This window comes from Streptomyces sp. NPDC002580, assembly GCF_042889485.1.
Lineage (GTDB): Bacteria > Actinomycetota > Actinomycetes > Streptomycetales > Streptomycetaceae > Streptomyces.
Genome location: NZ_JBIAQZ010000014.1, coordinates 155,352 through 172,834, shown reverse-complemented (window position 1 = coordinate 172,834; position 17,483 = coordinate 155,352). Strand labels below are relative to the sequence as shown.

General features: G+C 69.6%; 18 protein-coding genes and 1 pseudogene. 2 read left to right on the top strand and 17 right to left on the bottom strand.

Annotated elements, in window-relative coordinates:
- Positions 1–1,183: pseudogene (locus tag ACFYW7_RS34480) on the top strand (hypothetical protein); the annotation flags it as partial.
- Positions 1,184–1,208: 25 nt separating this feature from the next.
- The gene (locus tag ACFYW7_RS34475) at positions 1,209–1,355 is read left to right on the top strand and encodes a hypothetical protein (protein WP_389509746.1); all 147 of its coding nucleotides are present in this window, start codon (positions 1,209–1,211) and stop codon (positions 1,353–1,355) included.
- Positions 1,356–1,397: 42 nt separating this feature from the next.
- Here ACFYW7_RS34475 and ACFYW7_RS34470 read toward each other — a convergent pair whose 3' ends face one another.
- The 17 genes from ACFYW7_RS34470 to ACFYW7_RS34390 form a co-directional block, all read right to left on the bottom strand.
- On the bottom strand, positions 1,398–2,237 hold the full coding sequence (locus ACFYW7_RS34470; protein WP_389509744.1) for a hypothetical protein: 840 nt from the start codon (positions 2,235–2,237) through the stop codon (positions 1,398–1,400).
- Complete coding sequence (locus ACFYW7_RS34465) at positions 2,234–3,202, bottom strand: PIN domain-containing protein (protein ID WP_389509742.1); 969 nt, start codon at positions 3,200–3,202, stop codon at positions 2,234–2,236. The genes ACFYW7_RS34470 and ACFYW7_RS34465 overlap by 4 nt, the downstream gene beginning before the upstream one ends.
- Before the next feature lie 222 nt (positions 3,203–3,424).
- Complete coding sequence (locus tag ACFYW7_RS34460; RefSeq protein ID WP_389509758.1) at positions 3,425–3,634, bottom strand: hypothetical protein; 210 nt, start codon at positions 3,632–3,634, stop codon at positions 3,425–3,427.
- Between the two features lie 76 nt (positions 3,635–3,710).
- On the bottom strand, positions 3,711–4,109 hold the full coding sequence (locus tag ACFYW7_RS34455; RefSeq protein ID WP_389509740.1) for a hypothetical protein: 399 nt from the start codon (positions 4,107–4,109) through the stop codon (positions 3,711–3,713).
- Positions 4,109–4,384 carry a hypothetical protein gene (locus ACFYW7_RS34450; RefSeq protein ID WP_389509738.1) on the bottom strand — a complete coding sequence of 92 codons (276 nt, stop codon included), beginning with the start codon at positions 4,382–4,384 and terminating at the stop codon, positions 4,109–4,111. The genes ACFYW7_RS34455 and ACFYW7_RS34450 overlap by 1 nt, the downstream gene beginning before the upstream one ends.
- Positions 4,385–4,698: 314 nt before the next feature.
- Complete coding sequence (ddaH, locus tag ACFYW7_RS34445) at positions 4,699–5,541, bottom strand: dimethylargininase (protein WP_389509736.1); 843 nt, start codon at positions 5,539–5,541, stop codon at positions 4,699–4,701.
- Between the two features lie 67 nt (positions 5,542–5,608).
- The gene (locus ACFYW7_RS34440) at positions 5,609–6,280 is read right to left on the bottom strand and encodes a 4'-phosphopantetheinyl transferase (RefSeq protein WP_389509734.1); all 672 of its coding nucleotides are present in this window, start codon (positions 6,278–6,280) and stop codon (positions 5,609–5,611) included.
- 102 nt (positions 6,281–6,382) lie between these two features.
- The gene (gene asnB / locus ACFYW7_RS34435; RefSeq protein ID WP_389509732.1) at positions 6,383–8,212 is read right to left on the bottom strand and encodes an asparagine synthase (glutamine-hydrolyzing); all 1,830 of its coding nucleotides are present in this window, start codon (positions 8,210–8,212) and stop codon (positions 6,383–6,385) included.
- Positions 8,213–8,214: 2 nt separating this feature from the next.
- A complete protein-coding gene (locus ACFYW7_RS34430) occupies positions 8,215–9,036 on the bottom strand; it encodes an alpha/beta hydrolase (RefSeq protein ID WP_389509730.1) in 822 nt (273 codons plus the stop codon).
- Between the two features lie 15 nt (positions 9,037–9,051).
- Entirely contained in the window at positions 9,052–10,662 is a 1,611-nt protein-coding gene (locus ACFYW7_RS34425; protein WP_389509728.1) for an amino acid adenylation domain-containing protein, read from the bottom strand.
- Between the two features lie 2 nt (positions 10,663–10,664).
- The gene (locus tag ACFYW7_RS34420) at positions 10,665–11,777 is read right to left on the bottom strand and encodes an acyl-CoA dehydrogenase family protein (RefSeq protein ID WP_389509726.1); all 1,113 of its coding nucleotides are present in this window, start codon (positions 11,775–11,777) and stop codon (positions 10,665–10,667) included.
- A 10-nt stretch (positions 11,778–11,787) separates the two neighbouring features.
- Positions 11,788–13,152, bottom strand: coding sequence for a TrpB-like pyridoxal phosphate-dependent enzyme (locus ACFYW7_RS34415; protein WP_389509724.1), 1,365 nt, complete (start codon positions 13,150–13,152; stop codon positions 11,788–11,790).
- Between the two features lie 21 nt (positions 13,153–13,173).
- Entirely contained in the window at positions 13,174–13,461 is a 288-nt protein-coding gene (locus ACFYW7_RS34410; protein WP_389509722.1) for an acyl carrier protein, read from the bottom strand.
- A 72-nt stretch (positions 13,462–13,533) separates the two neighbouring features.
- Positions 13,534–14,916 (bottom strand): amino acid adenylation domain-containing protein, encoded by a 1,383-nt coding sequence (locus ACFYW7_RS34405; protein WP_389509720.1) that lies wholly within the window; start codon positions 14,914–14,916, stop codon positions 13,534–13,536.
- A complete protein-coding gene (locus tag ACFYW7_RS34400; protein WP_389509718.1) occupies positions 14,913–15,101 on the bottom strand; it encodes an MbtH family protein in 189 nt (62 codons plus the stop codon). The genes ACFYW7_RS34405 and ACFYW7_RS34400 overlap by 4 nt, the downstream gene beginning before the upstream one ends.
- 115 nt (positions 15,102–15,216) lie before the next feature.
- On the bottom strand, positions 15,217–16,056 hold the full coding sequence (locus ACFYW7_RS34395; protein WP_389509716.1) for a class I SAM-dependent methyltransferase: 840 nt from the start codon (positions 16,054–16,056) through the stop codon (positions 15,217–15,219).
- A gap of 83 nt (positions 16,057–16,139) precedes the next feature.
- The gene (locus ACFYW7_RS34390; RefSeq protein WP_389509713.1) at positions 16,140–17,447 is read right to left on the bottom strand and encodes an MFS transporter; all 1,308 of its coding nucleotides are present in this window, start codon (positions 17,445–17,447) and stop codon (positions 16,140–16,142) included.
- Between the last annotated feature and the right edge of the window lie 36 nt (positions 17,448–17,483).

The following is a 17,483-nucleotide window of genomic DNA, read 5'->3' as shown; positions in this document are numbered from 1 at the left end:
CGAGCCCGCGCTGCTGCCGCCGGCACCCGCACCGGCGCAGGCGTCCGCCCCTGCCGCCGCCGCTCCCGTCGCCCCCGCGGCGCCCGGGCCCCTGGAGCTGGAGCCGACCGGATCCCCGGCACGCCCACTGCCGGCCGAGCCCGTCCAGCAGACCCCGGAGCAGGCCGAGGCACAGGCCCGGGCAGGGGCGCAGATGTCGGCTCCGGCATTCCAGGATGCTAGTGACAGCGATCTGTTCGCGGACGCCTACCTTTCGTGGGTCGCTCAGTTCCTCGTGGCGCCCACGCCAGGCCAGTTCGCGCTGTTCCTCCGTGACCAGTTCGCCATCACAACGGCAGCAGGCAACCCCCTGTCCGATGAGCAGCTGTCCCCCATTTTGGTCAGCCTGCAGCAGCGTTACGAGCCGACCGCCACTGCCGCTGCTGAGGGCGGGCGGGCCGGTGATGACGTGAACTGGGAGGAGTTCTTCTACCGGGCCTGGATCAACTTCGCACGTGAGTACGGCAGATACCCAGACGCGGCGGCTCTAGCCCGCTACGTCTTCGAGCGCGACGGCATCACCACCGCGGCCGGTGAACCCCTCGTCGCGCAGGACCTCCGCACCTTCGTCCGCGCCTTCCAGCAGCGTGACTTCGGTGACGACGGGCCACCCGCCGACGAGATGGTGACCGACACCGGCGACGCGAAAGACACGCTGGAGCCTGCCCCCACCGTGACGCCTGTTCCCAGCGCGGCAGCGCACGCCACCGAGGAGATACCCGGCCCGAAGGTGAACACGTCCATCGACGAGCGTCCATCACCTGCGAGCGAGGACAACACCCTCACGGTGGTCGACCGGTACTACCTCGCGTGGAAGAACTACCAGAACGTGCACGGCCAGGAGCCCACAGACAAGCAGCTCTCCACAAGCCTTGCCAGCGAAAGCGTGACCAGCCGCAGCGGCAACCCGATCAGCCCGTCCACGCTGCGCCGCTACTTCCTGTCCTTTCGCATGTACCACGTCTGGGCCGACCACCGGACAGAGGTGGACAATCCATCTGCCGAGAGCGTGGCCCACGGCTGCGCCCATCGGGGAATCACCGCCCAATACAACAAACCCATCACCGCCAACGACATCACCAAGCAGGCCAACGACTTCGAACGCCGCTGGCACACCATCACCAACAACGCTGGCGAAATGTAGTCCAGCCAGACAGCTGGCCGGGCCGGTGCCTCGGTGGTGCTCCGCTCAAAACGGCATCCACACCCTGGCCCTGGTCATCGACGAGAACCAGCACCGGCCCCTGGCCCACTACTGCCACCGCATGCTGCGCCGACTGCAGGAGCACTACACCGCGCGCGCCCGGGCCCACTGACCGAGCGGCATCGCTCCTGTCCGGCCCCGGTGGCGGTGCCGTTCAGCCAGATGCCTCCCAGCCGGTGGTGAACAGCGCGCATTCGAGGAGGTCGGGGCTTGCACCGGAGGGCCAACTGTCATCTGTGGCCAGCTGGTTGGCGGCGGCGTGCATAAAGGAGAGGTAGACCCGATAGCGGTGGGGCGTCCAGTTGTTGTCGGACCAGACCCAGGTGGCGATGGAGCCGTCCTGGTCGTGGCCGCTCTCGCGGCCGACGGCAGCGGCCATCTGCCGCAGGCGTCTGGCCAGCACGCGGTCGAGGATGAGCGGCCGCGGCCCGTGGGCGGGCGGTACTGCGGTGCCGGTGAAGTAGAGGAACTTGGTGAAAAAGGCGGGCCCGAGCCCGGGCACCTGCCCCTTGAACGCGGCATACGCCTCTGGTGCATCGTGCTCGCGCAGTGCGGTGACCGCGGTGGCCAGCGCCGCGTCGAGGCCGTCGAAGGCCAGGATCTTGTGGAGGGCGGCGGGTCCGCTGCCACCGGGAGTGCCGCGCTTGCCCTTGCCCCACACATACGTCGCGACCAGTGCCTCCCTGAACGCCTCCCGTTGCAGCGCGTCGGCGACGGTCGAGGCGACCTCAGCCCGGTTGACCGCCGCATCCCCGCTGGCGGAGGTGGGCGCCAGCGCCTTCGGCCACGGAGTGATCTGCGCCCACCGGCTGGGCGTGTAGCGGACGGCGTGCGCGCCGGGTGTCCCATCCGCGTAAGCAGCTGCATTTGTCTCCCACCAGCGGCCCAGCGCCCGCACCATGGACCCGGGCAGCAGGCGTGCGGCCATCTCGCGGTCCACCGCGTCCGCACGCTCCTGACGGCCTCGTCCGTCCTGCCCGTCCTGTTCGTTCACGAGCCGCTCCCTGCCTGACGTTCTACCGAGTCCGGGGAGGACGCGGCGGATTCCGGCGGTTCAGGCTGCTCCGGCACGCCCCCGCCCTGCACGAGCTCGGCGGCTGCCTGTTCCATTTCCTGCCGGCGGAGTTCGCCGCCTTCGATCAGGTACTTGTCGGGCAGGGGCCGTGCCGGCAGTCCCCAGGCGCGGGCGCGGGTCCGTACGCCGATGTCGCGGCTGACGACGACCACCTCCGCGGGAGCGACGGCCTGGTGCAGACGCAGCGCTGCAGCCACCAACTCGTCGTCCGGCACGGGAAGGCGGGCGTGCCCGGGCTCATCGGCCGCGATGAACACGAGGGTTTTGTCGTCCGCGGTCGCTTTCTCGGGCCCTGCTTCCAGCACCGACTCCAGCAGCCGGAACACGCCGCGCGCCCGCCGGGAGATCTTCTTGTCCCCGGTCTGGTAGCTCTTGGTGTCGATCTCGTCGACCACGACGTGCGGCACCATGACCGCGGTGCCCTTCCCGAACTCCTTCTGCCAGGGGACCTTGTCGAACCGCGTGAAGTGCAGCATGGTGTTCGTGTCCAGCACCGCGTACCGCACGGCACCGGCGTGCCCGTACCGCTCCTGCAGGGCACGCACCCGGTTCGCCAGGGTTCTGAAGTAGTCCTGGAGCTCGGCAATTTCCAGGTACATCATCAGCCGGGCCTCGTCCAACGGCGCGGTGAGGATCGCCCGGTAGCGGCCCGCGCGGAGCTGTCCCGCGATCTCCCGGTCGCTGAACCGCAGGTTGAGCTCCTCGGCGGCCGTCCACGTCCACTCGTCGTACCGCTTGCGCACGGCCCGCATCGCCTCCTCGGCATCCGCGCCGGTCCTCATCGCGTGAGGGATCTGGTTGGAAACGTCGTTGAGGCTCCCGGCCACGAGATCTTGCTCCAGGAAATTGATCGCGTCGGTGCAGCTCGTTCCGGCTCTCAGCATGCCCTCGTTCTCCCCCGCCCCAACAGGGCTCGGTGCGCCCTCCGGTCCATCCTGCCAGTGCAGGCACCGCGGAATCCTGTCTGAGCGGGGCCGCGCCGCCCTAGGGGGTGGAGGGGTGGCCCGTGAGGGGCGCGTCCTGTGCGCGAGAGGACAGATCATGACCGAGCCCGACCACTTCTACGCGGCCGTCAACCCCGAGGCTGTCGATGCCGAGCCTCGCCTTCACCACGGCCAAGCCCGCCGGCTCCGTCGTCTGGACCTCGCCGGAGTCCGTCCCACGGCCGGGTGGATCATCTCCGCCAGGAAGCGGAGCAGAACCTCGTCGGTGCCGTCGGCGAGACCGAAGCGGTCGTTGCCGAGGACCCAGGCGTCCTCCCAGTCCCCGGGTTGTTGTAGCGGGGCTGGACGATGTCGCCCTCGGCCGTTGCGAATCGCGGGTCATGCCTTGCGTGCTCAAGGGCCAGGGTCGCGACGGCGCGGGCTGGAGAGAGCGTCCAGACGCCTGCGGTCACTGGCCGGGGTGGACGGCCTGGACGCCGGTGCCCGCGTACGCCTTCGGTGTCAGCGTGAGCAGGAACCGCCCGGCCGGATGGGCGGCTGAGGGGCGGGCGGCGTGGATGGCGTGGACGGCGGCCCAGGAGTGCCCGAAGCGCAGCAGTTCGGTGGCGGTGACCGCGGCGTCGGTGTCGAACGCCTCGATCCGGATGAACCGCAACCCCTTGATGTAGCCGAGCAGTCCGGGCCGCTCGGCGTCGCCGGCCGTCAGCGACAGCACCGGCGCATACAGATCACCGAGCCCGCCGGAGGCCTGGACGTAGAACGCGGCGACCGCCTCGTTGAACGGGTCCTTCGGGTCGTACAGGGCCCTGGCGGCGGTGTGGTCCAAAACGACCGCGATCGCCGCCACTACGCGGCCGCCCGCGGCCCGTGCGAGGCGGCGCCCAGACGCTCCAGCAGGGCTCGGGCCTTCGCCTCGGCCTCCGGGCTCGGCGCGCTGCCCAGAGCGGAGGCGAGCTCGGCGCGGGCCAGCTCGGCACGCTCGGCGTACTCGGCCTGCGTCGGCGTGCTCTGCGCCAACTCCTCGACCAGGCTGCGGATGGTCGTGCCGTGCTCGGCCGCCAACCGCGCCAGCCGGTCCCGCGCGGCCGTGCTCACCTTGATGCTCGTCTCGTCTGCTGCCATATCCCGACTCTACCGCGTTCCTCTACTGGCGGTAGAGGAACGCGGTATCCGGGGCACCAGCACCGCCACCTCCGGGCCGCCGCCCGGGCATACCGTCCTGCTCCCTGCCGGTCCCCATCGTGACCGCCGGTGGCCGGCGCGGCGGAACCGCAGGGGCACCGCCGGAAGTCGCTGGTCAGGGGTGACATCAGGGCGCCTGAAGATCGTTTCCCGCGCTGTGGGGCCGCTTCTGCCGCGGGCCTGGATCAGGGCCGGCCCCTGCGTCCTTCTTCTGCCGGTCCACGGCGTGACCGGCACCGTTGGCGGGCGAGAGATCAAGCTCCGTGGAGTTCGAGAGTGCAGCACTTGACGCTGCCTCCGCCCCTCAGGAGTTCGGCGAGGTCCACACCCAGCGGATTGAAGCCGCGGTCCCGCAGTTGCCCGATGAGCCCGGTGGCAGCCTCGGGGAGTATGACGTTCATTCCGTCGGAGAAAGCGTTGAGACCGAACACCGCGGCGTCCTGATCCGACGCCAGGATCGCGTTGGGGAACATGTTCCGCAGCACTGCCTGACTGCCGGGAGTGAAGGCCTGCGGGTAGTACATGATCTCGTCCTGCGACAGGACGGACAGTGCGGTGTCCAAGTGGTAGTGCTTCGGATTGATCAAGGTGAGACCGACCACGGGGAGACCGAAGAACTCCTGCGCCTCCGCATGCGAGCGCGGATCGGTGCGAAAGCCGGTACCGGCCAGAATCAACCCACCGACCCGCAGGTAATCTCCCGCGCCCTCGTTGATGTGTTCGGGCCACAGGATGTCCTCGAAGCCATTGCGGGCGAACCACTCCAAGTAGGCGGGCCCCTCGGCGGTTCGCTCCATGTGACGGAACCGGGCACCGAGCACCTTGCCGTCGAAAACAGTGGCGCCGTTCGCGGCATACACCATGTCCGGCAGCCCCGGGAGCGGGTCGATCACCTCGACGGTGTGACCGAGCGACTCGTAGGTGTCCCGGAGCCGCTCCCACTGCGCCAGTGCCAGTGCGGTGTCCACCGGCTTCGCGGGGTCCATCCACGGATTGATGCTGTAGCTGACCTCGAAGTACCGCGGGCGGCACATCAGCAGCCGGCGCGGTACGGCGGTGCGGGCGGGGCGGTGGTCGAGGACATCGGTCCCGGGCATGACAGGGCTCCTTCGAATGAGCGGTCGACAGATGGGTTGGCGGGCGCTGCAGGTGGCGGTGCTCGGTTCAGGCTGCCGCGGACGCCGCCTCGATGACCACCGAGGTGGTGATCAGGTCGTCCTCGACGGCCCAGCGCCCGCTCATGGCGGTGAGGGACCGTCCCGTGCCGTGCAGATGCGTCTGATGCAGTTCCACATCGAACGCCTGACGGTCCGGGTGGAGGGTGAGAGTCGCGTCGTGGAAATCGAGCCAGCGGCGGGCAAGTGGGAACCACGCCTTGTAGACCGACTCCTTGGCGCTGAACGTCAGACGGTCCCAGTGCACCTCCGGACGGCTGGCATACAGGCGGGTCAGCCGGGCGATCTCGTCCGGCCGGGCCACCGCCGGCAGCATTCCGTCGGGAAGCCGCTCGTGCGGCTCGGCGTCGATACCCAGAGAGAGGACGTCGCTCGCCCGGGCCACGGCGGCGGCCCGGTAGCCCTTGCAGTGCGTCATGCTGCCGACGATGCCCTCGGGCCACTGCGGATCCCGGCGCCGCCCGGGCAGGATGGGCAGGGGGGGGATGCCCAGCTCCCCCATAGCCTTGCGGGCGCAGTGGCGCACGGTCCGGAACTCGACGCGTCGCGCCTCCACCGCGCCTTGGGTCACGGCCTCCTCTTCGGGGAAGAGCACCATGTACGGCGGGTCGCGGAACGTCTCCGCGGAGGCCACCGTGGCGGGCAAGATCCCGTCGATCACGGCGCACCGCGCCGGGTTTCGGTGAAGAGGCGGTTCAGCTGGGCGAGGGGTGTCATCGCTGCTCCGTGCTGGTGAGGGGCGTTCGGTGCTTGTCGGGCTGTTTCACAGAGCGATGCGCACGTCGTACAGCTCAAGCCAGCGGTTCAGTTCGAGCAGGTAGGACAGGCTGATGGCGGGAGTGACGGCGGTGATGGGGCCCGGCAGGCAGGTCAGCTCCGAGGTGACCATCGCCCTGGCCCGATCCCGGTCGACGAGGTCGAAGACGCGGGCGTGCGGGTCGGCCAGCAGTTCCAGCACCAGCCCCTTCATCCGCTCGACGTACTCGTCGTTGCGGCTCGCCGGGTACGCGCTCTTGGGCCGGTCGACGATCTCGTCCGGCAGCAGTCCGCGGCTTGCCTCGCGCAGCACCGCCTTGGCCGTTCCGTTGTGTCTCTTCAGCTCCATGGGCACGTTGAAGAGGTACTCGGCCAGCCTGTGGTCGGCGAACGGGACCCGGACCTCCAGGCCCAGAGCCATGCTGAGCCGATCCTGGCGGTCCAGCAGAGCCGTCAGCCAGTGGGTTACTCCCAGATGGAAAACCTCGCGTTCGCGCCGCCGGGCCGCGTCCTCACCTGCCAGCCGCGGCACCTCCCCGAGTGCCTGGTGGTAGCGATCGGCCTCGTAGCGCTCCGGCTCGATCAGGCGGCGTACGTCGTCGCGGAGCAGGAAATCGGGCTGGCGGCGGCCGTACATCCAGGGGAACGAGGAGTGGGAGACGTAGCCCGGGTCGAGCTGCCACAGGTAGCCGCCGAACATCTCATCGGCCGCCTCGCCCGACAGCGCGACCGTGCAGTGCCGGCGGATCGTCTCGAACAACAGGTACATGGAGGTGTCCAGGTCGCCCCAGCCGGGCAGGTCACGCGCCTGCAACCCGACGTCGAACCGGTCGACGAGGGCGTCCACGCCGACGTCGGTCACGACGTGTTCGATCCCGAGCGAGGAGGCCGCCAGCGCGGCGAAGGGGCCGTCGGGACTGGGCCGCCAGGCGTCGGAGCCGGGGCTGCCGGACGAGGGCGGGGCGACCGCGAAGCTCGACAGCTTTCCGTTCAGTGCCCGGGCGGCCAACGCGGTGACGGCGCTGGAGTCGATACCGCCGGACAGCAGGGTGCCGACGGGCACGTCCGCGACCACCTGGTGGTCGACGATGTCCTCCAGCAGGGAACGCACGTGCGCGGTGGTGCCGGCGAAGTCGTGGGGGTGCGGCCTGGCTTCGAGCCGCCAGTACGGCTCCTCCCGCGCACCGGTGTCGGTGGCGACCAGCAGGCGGCCGGGCCTGAGTTCGCGCACACCGCGGAAGGTGCCGTGTCCGGGAGTCCGTGCGCGCGGCACCGTCATGAGCTCGGCGATGCCCTCCGCGTCCAGCTCGGCCGACAGTTCGGGGTGGGCCAGCAGGGCCTTGGGTTCGGAACCGAAGATCAGACCGTCGCCGACAGGGGCGAAGTAGAGCGGTTTGATGCCGAACCGGTCACGGACCAGGACGAGCCGGCGGGTGCGCTCGTCCCAGATCGCGAAGGCGTACATGCCGTCGAGACGGCGTGCGAAGTCGAGCCCCCATTGCAGATACGCGTTCAGCAGGACCTCGGTGTCCGAGCGGGTGGTGAACGACCAGCCGTGCGACCGGAGTTCGGTGCGCAGCTCCCGGAAGTTGTATATCTCGCCGCTGAAGGTGAGTGCCACCCGACCGCCGGCGCGGTCCGTGCGCACCATCGGCTGCCTTCCGCCGTCGAGGTCGATGACTGCCAGGCGGCTGTGCCCGAGCGCGGCGTGCGGGGACAGCCAGACCTCCTGGGCGTCGGGTCCCCGGGGCACGAGCGTCTTCGTCATGCGTTCGATGACCGGCCCGCTCTCCGACAGGTCGCGCCGCCAGTCCACCCAGCCGGCAATACCACACATCGTCAGCTCCTCTTGAGCCTTCGCTCGGCGAATTTCAGGGAAAAGGGAAGCGCCCGGTCCAGGAATTCCAGATCGTGACCGCCGGGACGCTCGAAGAATTCCGTCTCGATACCGGAAGCAGTCAGCTTCCGCGCGGTTCTCAAGTTCATTTCGATAATTCTTGGATAGTCTTCCGACCCCACATCGGCATAGACCGAGAGGCGCTCGGCGAAGCGCCCCTCACCCAGCAGGGCGGAGACGTCGTAGCGGTGTCTCACGGGGCTTCCCGGCGAGCCCCACACCCGTTCGTGCGCCTCGGTGGAGGGGATGGCCATGTCCCGGTTCCATCGCTGTTCGGCGTAGGGATCACCGACCCGCGACGGGGCCTCGAACGCGCCGGCATGGCTCACCGCCACGGGGAACACCTCTGGGTGGCGGAGCGCCTGCATCAGCGCCGCGGCCCCGCCCATCGAAAACCCCCCGATGCCCCGTGCGCCGGGCCGGACATGCACGGCGTAGCGAGCATCGACGAAAGGCACCAACTCGTCGAGAAGATAATCCTCGTACCGAAAACCCCGGTCGTCATTGATGAACCAACGGCGACCGCTTTCCGGAAGCACGACCAGCAGATCGAGTTCCGCGAGATGCTCGGTCAGCCGGGTTCCGGTCAGCCAGGTGGTGCGGCTCCCTCCGAAACCGTGCAGCAGAAAGAGCACGGGAACCTCGTTCCCCGCCGATGTACACGTCCTGGGCACCAGCACGCTGGCGCGCTTGGCACAGCCGAGGGACGGACTGACCCACTCCCAGGTCTCCAGGGTGTGCGCGGGCAGCTGGCGTTTCTCCACTAGCGTGTGCACCGCTCACCGCCCCGCGTGGACGCGCCGCGCCAGGGACCTCCGGTCGATCTTGCCTGTGGACGTGTAGTCCAGGGCGGTCACGACCTCGATGAACTCGGGCACCATGTAGCCGGGCAGGAACTCCCGGCAGTGCCGTCGCAGGGCCCGCTCGTCCGGTTCGGCGCCGGGTGGAGCGGTCACGAACGCCGCAATGCGGTCCGTGCCGTCCGGTCCGGGGGTGAGCACGCACACCGCGTCCCCGACGTCCGGCCATCCGTCCAGGACGGCCTCGATCTCCCCCAGTTCGATGCGATGGCCCCTGACCTTCACCATGGTGTCGTCGCGCCCGACGAAGACCAGCCGGCCGTCGGCGAGGCGCCGGACGAGGTCTCCGGTGCGGTGGAAGCGCCGGCCGTCGCGCTCGATGCCGACGGCGGCCGTCCTGACCGGGTCGTTCCAGTAACCGCTCATGACCGATCCACCGCCGACGCACAGTTCACCGGTCGTCTCGCCGGTCTCCGGCAGCGCCGTACCGTCACCGTCCAGCAGGAAGGCCGTCGCGTAGGGGCAGGGCCGTCCGATCGGGGGGGACGTCAGCGCGTCCTCGGCCAGATCCTCCGGACCGAGACGGTGGAACGTGCATACGTTCGTCTCTGTCGGCCCGTACAGGTTGTACAGCGCGCTGTGGGCGGGCAGCGCTCCCCGCAGCGACCGCAGATGCCTGGTCGGGTACTCCTCGCCCGCGAAGGCCACCAGACGCAGCCGCGTCGCGGCCAGCGTGCCACCGTTCGTCCCCTCGACCATGCGCCGCAGTGCGGTGGGCACCGAGTACCACACGGAGACGTCCTGGTCGGCGACGAAACGGACCAGGGCCGGCCCCAGACCCTGTCGGCTCTCCGGGACCAGGGCCACAGCCCCGGCACAGGCCGCGGCGCCGAAGACGTCGAGGATCGAGAGGTCGAAGTGGAACGGGGCGTGGCTGGCCAGGACGTCGGACGAGGTCAGCGAGAACTCGTCGACGGCCCAGTCGACGAAGGCCCGGGCGTTGGCGTGGGTGAGCACGACGCCCTTGGGGGAACCGGTGGAGCCGGAGGTGTACAGGAGATAGGCCACGTCATCCGGTTCGGCGGGAACCCTCACCGGGGCGGCGTCCGCGTACCGGGTGAGGGCGTCCTCCCATGTGGTCGACCCGGCTCCGGCGGGGAGTTCCTCCTCACCGACTCCGACGTACAGGAGCGAGAGCGTCTGCACCAGCTCCGGTGCGCAGGCACGTAGGCTCTGCGCCCGTTCCGGTGTGGTGATCAGCCACGACGCCTGGCAGTCGGCGAGGACAGCGGCGGCCCGGCGCGGCGGTGCCGTGGGGTCGATCGGCACGTACGCCGCGCCGGAACGGAGCACGGCATGGATCGCGGCGACGGCCTCCACCGACTTGTTCAGCCAGATTCCGATGCGCCGGCCGGAGACGGAACCCGGAGCGGTCAGGGCCGAGGCCACGCCGCTGCTGATCCCGTCCAGCTCCGCGTAGGTGACCCGGCGCTGTTGGTCCTTGACGGCGACGGCGTCGGGGTGGCGGCGGACCGCCGCTTCCAGATAGGTGGTCAACGTCCCTTCGAGGACGTCGGGTTGCTGTGTCACGTTCACCTCAATCCGAGCTTGGCAGCGACGACATCGCGTTGCATGTCGGAGGTCCCGGAGGAGATCCGGGTCCCCAGGGCGTCACGCAGCCGTTCCTCGATCCCGGCGTCCTCGGTGTAGCCGTGGCCCCCGAAGATCTGCATGGCGTCCTCGAAGGTGGCGACGGCGGACTCGCTCACCTGGAGCTTGACGAGTTCCGGGAGTGGGGAGGAGCGCTTGGCGCGTCCGGGAGTGGGCAGGTCCAGCTCCCAGGCCGCGGCACGCAGCAGGCCGCGCGAGGTCTCCAGCCGCAGCCGCATGTCCACGATCCGGTTGGTCACCGACTGGAAGGAGCCGATGCGCCGGCCGAACTGGCGTCGCGACCCGGCCCGGTCCACGCACTCCTCAATCTGCCGTTCGATGGCGCCGAGCAGTGGCGCCAGCAGGAGGGTGCGCTCCCAGGCCATCACCGTGGCGAAGATCTCCGAGCCCTGTTTCTCGGCCCCGAGCCGCATGCCGGCATCCACGACGCACTCGTCCAGCACCAGTTGGCCCCATGGGCACGAGCGCAGGCCCATCTTCTGCTGCTCGGTCTCCACCCGGACGCCTGCCTGGCCGCGTTCGACGAGAAAGGCGGTGACGCCGGTGAAGCCGAGCCGACTGCCGAGCGTCGCGTAGACGAGGAACACGTCCGCGTCCGGCGCGTTGGTGATGAACCTCTTGCGGCCGGTCAGCACGTACTTGTCACCGTCGCGACGGGCGACGGCCCGCATGGCGAGCGCGTCGGAACCGGACTCGGTCTCGGTGATGGCGTGGGCACCCACCAGCCGTCCGGCGGCCAGACCGGGCAGGAAGGTCTTCCGCTGCTCGGGAGTGCCGAAGGTGGCCAGGGGCAGTGCGACGGCCCACATGTGCGCACCGGCGGCGATCAGCACTCCGATGTCCCGGCAGCCGTACCCCAGGCCTTCGAGGGCGAGGGCGCTGGTGAGCGCGGAGTGGCCGAGGCCGCCGTGTTCCCGCGGGATGTGCAGGGCCATGACCTGTGCGTCGGCCAGTGATTTCCAGGTCGCGTCGGCGGGCAGGCCGCGCAGGCGGTGGTGCAGCTCCGACTGTTCCGGTGTCCAGGCAAGTTCCATGGTCGGCTCCCTACCGGATCGCCGTCTGGGACAGCCTGGCCAGCGCCTGTTCCACCTCGGCCTCGGCCGCGGAGTCGTCCTCGAGCATCCCGGTGAGGTACTTCTCGTACGAGCCCAGGTCCATCAGTCCGTGCCCGCTGAGGTTGAACAGGATCGTTTCGGGCGTGCCGGTCTCCCGGGCCCGCACGGCTCGGTCGATGACGTGCCGAATGGCATGGGCCGACTCGGGGGCGGGGATGACCTGCTCCGCGCGGGCGAACGTCACGCCGGCCTCGAACACCTCGCTCTGACCGTAGGCCACGGCGTCGACAAGTCCCTTGTGGTACATCCAGCTGATCACGGGTGCGGCACCGTGGTAGCGCAGCCCTCCGGCGTGGATGGCCGACGGGATGAACGTGTGGCCCAGCGTGTACATCTTGGACATGGGCGTGTTGCCGAGCGCGTCGTGGTGATCCCAGGTGTACACACCGCGGGTCAGCTTGGGGCAGGACTTGGGCTCGACGGCGACCAGGCGGGTGCTGCGGCCGGTGGCCACGGCGTCGCGGTAGAAGGGCATGGTGAGGCCGGCGAAGTTGCTGCCCGCGCCCAGGGCGGCCACCACGGTGTCGGGGTACTCCCCGAGCTCCCGCATCTGGGCCAGGGCCTCCTGCCCGATCACGGTCTGGTGCAGCAGGACGTGGTTGTCCCCGCTGCCCGCCGAGTAGCGCACGCCGTCGCCCTCGTTGGCGTACTCGTGCGCCTCGGAACTGGCGACGGACAGACTGCCGGCGCAGTCGGGGTCGTCGGCCAGGATCGACTTGCCGGCCTCGGTGGTGACGCTGGGGCTGGGGATGACCCGGGCGCCGTTGAGCTCCATCATCACGCGCCGGTGCGGCTTCTGCTCGTAGCTGCAGCGCACCATGTAGACGGTGCATTCCAGGTCGTAGACGGTGCAGGCCATCGCCAGGGCCGTGCCCCACTGCCCGGCTCCGGTGCCGGTGACGAGCTCGCGCACCCCGGCCTTCTTGTAGTAGTAGGCCTGGGCGATGGCGGAGTTCAGCTTGTGGCTTCCCGAAGGACTCGCGGCCTCGTACTTGTAGTAGATGCGGGCGGGGGTGCCGAGGGCCTTCTCCAGCCGACGGGCCCGGACCAGAGGGGTGGGTCGCCAGTTCTCGTACTGGGCCCGGATCTCGGCCGGGATCTCGATGTAGGGCTCGTCACTCACGCTCTGCCGGTAGATGGACAGCGGCAGCTGCGGTTTGAGGCCGTGCCGGCCTGGCTGCTGGGCCGGCCGGCGGTCCTGCGAGACATAGCCCGCGAGGTCGGCGATGACGTTGTACCAGTGGGTGGGTACCTGGACTCCGGTGGCTGGGCGGGAGTCAACGCTGGTGTTCACGGTGCGTCTCCTTGGAGTGGGTCAGCGGCCGGCGGGGTCCGGGACGACGCCAGCCAGCGCCAGTTGGGACCGCACCAGGTCGACCAGACTTCCCACGTCGACGAGTTCTGCGGTCATCACGGCCTCGTCGTTGATCTCGCAGGAGAAGGTCCGCTCCAGCTCGGTGATGATGCGCAGCAGAGTCAGGGAGTCCAGGCTGACGGTCGTGGAATAGAGCGAGATGTGGTCGGAGATGTCCCCGGGACCGAGGTCGAGGTCGAGGATGTCCACGAGGACCTGTTTGACCTGCGTGGAGATGGAATCGGGCATGGAAGTCCCTCCAGTGCACGGCACATGTCGTGCCGATCGGATGACGGGGCCTGAGACCGGGTGCGACAGGACTCAGGCCGAGGCGGGCACGCCTGCCTGCCGCGCGGCGTCGCGACGTACGACGAAGGCGACCAGTCGGCCCTGGCATGCGGTCACCACGGCCTGGGCGACCTCCGGGTGCGTCTGCAGAACGGCCTCGACCTCGCCGGGTTCGATGCGGTGACCACGGATCTTGAGCTGGTCGTCGGTACGGCCGATGACGACCAGCCGGCCGTCGGGGAGCAGGCGTCCCACGTCGCCGGTGCGATACCTGCGGCCGGCCGGATGTTCCGGGAACCGCCGGGCGGTGAGCTCCGGGTCACCCAGGTAGCCGTCCGCCAGCCCGGCCCCTCTCACGTACACCTCACCGAGTTCGCCGGTCGGAACGGGTTCCCCCGACTCGTCGAGTACGAGGATCCCCGCCCCGTCGACGGGCAGCCCGACGGTGACCTCCCGGCCAGGCGTCAGCTCGGTGCCGGTGCACCACACGGCGGCCTCGGTGGGCCCGTACTCGTTCCACAGCCGGGTATCCGGCTGCAGGCGGAAGTGGTCCGTGAGCAGTTGCTCCGGGCAGGGTTCACCCGCCACGAGGACATTGCCGGGGCCCGCCGCGGGGCCGGACAGCCGTTGCAGTGCGGCGTGGTAGTGCGAAGGCGTCATCGCGGTGTGCGAGATCCGCCGCTCGCCGGCCAGCATGGCGTCCACTGCGGCCATGATGCCGTCGAGCGAGGCCGGCGCGAACTCGACGGTGCCTCCGCAGGCCAGCGTCCACCAAACGCATCCGATCGCGGCGTCGAAGGTCATCTGCCAGATCATCAGGAAGCGTTGGACCGGCTCGGGGTAGTGCCGGAACCGGGCGAGCGTGGTGCTGACGATCGCGCGGTGGGACACGACGACACCCTTGGGTTCTCCGGTCGAGCCCGAGGTGAAGACGATGTAGGCCGTGTCGTCGGCGGTGGCCCGCGGAGCGAGCCGCTCGGCGCTGCGGTCGCCGAGGCCGACGGGCAGGGAGAGCGGGGTGAGGTCGGCCAGGTCGCCGATCCGGTCCGCCGGGGCCAGCACGGCGGCGGCCCTGGTACGGGCGGCCAGCAACCGCAGGCGCTCGCCCGGGGCTTCGGGGTCGACCGGCACATGCGCTGCCCCGGCCTTGAGGACGGCCAGCTGAGCCACGAGGGCGGCGGCGCTACGGGGGAAGGCGCTGAGCACGGCCTGCCCCGGCCCGACTCCCAGGGCGACGAGTTCCCGGGCGGCGTGGTTGGCCGCCCGGTCGAGCTGCCGGTAGGTCAGCTCCCCGTCCGGGGCGCTGACGGCGAGGGTGTCCGGGCGCCGGTCCGCCGCCCGTTCGAACAACTGGGAGAGCGTCGGGCCGGAGTCGGGCCGGGGGTAACCGGCGAGGGCGTGTATCGCGCTGCTCACCGGGCGGGCTCCGGGCTCCGCAGACTCAGCGGACGCATGTCGGTCCAGACCTCGGCGATGCGGTCGAGGCACGCCTGCTTGTCTCCGGTGAAGCCCTCGGCGTGCCAGCCGCTCGGCACCGGGCGGTCGGCGGGCCAGATCGAATACTGTTCCTCGTCGTTGACGACGACAAGCTGCATGTCCATGCAACACCTCGGGGGCGTGGGGTCGGTCGGTGCACTGGTCCCGCCCGACGGCGGGTCACGGCCCCCTCCGGCCGCACCGGGTGAGGCGGTGCGACCGGAGAAGGGTGCCGGGCGATCAGCGGCCCGGCTTCACGGCCTCGACAAGGATGTGGTAGCCGAGGTAGTTGAACGGCGGGACGTCGCCCAGGTTCTTCTCCAGGGCGCGCACCACACCGGCGACGCCGCTGTCGGCGAGGACCTCGTCGGCCAGCCATGCGGAGATCGTGGAGTTGCCGCGCAGATGCGTCATGATCAGCCCCGAGGCGGCGAAGAGGGCCTTGAGCTCGTGCGGGCTGAAGCTGTACCAGGGGGCGGTGAGGTCGTTGCCGCCGCGCGTCTTGGTGAAGAGCAACGTCTTGCCCTCGACGTCGGTGATGTCGACGGCGGCGAAGCGGTCGCCCTTGAAGAACTGCTCGAACAGACTGTTCTTCACGCCGATGACGAGCTTCCCGCCGGGCTTGAGGACACGGCTGACCTCGGCGAAGACGCGCTCGCGGTCCTCCAGCGGGATGTGCATCAGGGCGAGCATGCTGGTGACCACGTCGAAGGAGTTGTCCTCGAAGGGCAGGTCCGCCATGTCGCCCTCGTGCAGGTCCGCCGACAGGCCCTGCGCGGCCAGCTTGCCCTCGGTGACGTCGAGCATGGCCCGGGAGATGTCCAGGCCGGTCACCCGAGCGCCGGCGGCGGCCATCGGGACGGTGAAGCGGCCGGTGCCGCAGCCGATGTCGAGAACCTTCTGGCCGGCACGCACCTTGCTCAGGACGAACTCGTGCTCGGACTCGGTGAAGGTGTCGTCGCTGGGGCCCTCGCCCGGGATGCGCTCGTCGTACTCGGTGGCGATCTCCTGGTACACCGAGCGGACCTGCTTCTTCTGCACCTCGGACAGCTGGGTCGGCGCATTCTCCAGAATGGTCACGGAATTCTCCTTCAAGGAATCTGTGATGACGGTGGAAATCGAGGTTGAAAAACTCTCCGAAAGCAAGCCCGAGTAAATTCCCTCTAGGGCTTCTCTCCTTCACCTGAATTCAGGTTAGCAGTTGCTGCAGGAATTTCAATCCGCTCAACCCTGCGAATCATTCGCCCGGAATTACGGACGGCCGACACGAGGGCGGGCAGCAGAACGAGGGCACCGGTCGCCACGAAACACCAAGCCAGGGACAGGGGAGCCAACAGCAGGCCGATCCCGGCCGAGCCGGCCGCGTTCCCGGTATTGAAGGCGGTGTTGACCCAGGTACCGGCCTCGGTACTACGGGCTCCAGAATCGACCTCACCGGCGATCAGATAGGACGTCGTCAAGGTCGGCGACATGAAGAATCCGACGGCGGCGGCCAGCACGACCAGGCCGATCATTCCGGTGGCCTGCCCTGCCAGGGCGCAGAAAATACCGAGAAAAGCGGCCAGGATCGGCAGCCGGGCCCGCGCGGCGAGTTTCCAGCCGACCGCTCCGTACAGCAGGCCGCCCATTGCACTGCTGACCGCCATCGTCGCCGACACCCACGAGACCGAGGCGGCGGTGCCGTGCTCGTCCGCGAAGGCCACGGCGAGGAGGTTGAAGGCACCCATGCAGGCCCCGAGACCCGCGGTGACGAGAACGGGGTCGATCAGCTTGGTCCACCACCTGGCGCCTCCCGCGGGCGGGGCGGGCGACGCTTCGGCCCCGGTGGCCTGTGGGGGTGCCGAAGCAGCGCCGACGGCGCGGAAGGACGCGGCGACCGGTGAGGTGGCCAGGACCGCCGTTCCTCCCAGCAGCAGTACCGCGCTCAGGGCGACACCCAGCGCGGGCTCGGCATACGCGGTGAGCGCGCCGGCCAGCAGCGGGCCGACGACGTACAGGAGCTCTTCCGCGACGGTGTCCAGCGAGTAGGCCCGCTGGAGCAGTTCCTTCTCGTCGGGTACGAGGACGCCCCACAGGGTGCGCATGAACGGACCCAGCGGAGGCGCGAACGCGCCGGCCGCGGCACCCAGAACCCACAGGGCGGCCCGGGGGGCGCCGGGTTGCCAGGACACCGCGGCGATCAGTCCGAGCAGCGACGCGCACAGAACCGCCATGGGCAGCAGGGCCCGGCGTACCCCGTGCCGGTCGATCAGGCGGGCACGGTAGGGCGCCAGCAGGGAGCTGGAGAGCCCGAAGACCGCCAGGACACCGCCGGCCATGGCGTACGAGCCGGTCGCCCGGGTGACGGTGAGCACCAGGGACAAAAAGACGATGCCGTAGGCGAACCGGGCGATGAGCGCGGCACCGAAGGTGCGCGCCGCATGGGGGATCTTCAGAACAGTCAGATAGGACGCGGTTTTCGCGGTTGACACGACATACTCCAGCAGAGTTGCGGCGGGCGGGATGCG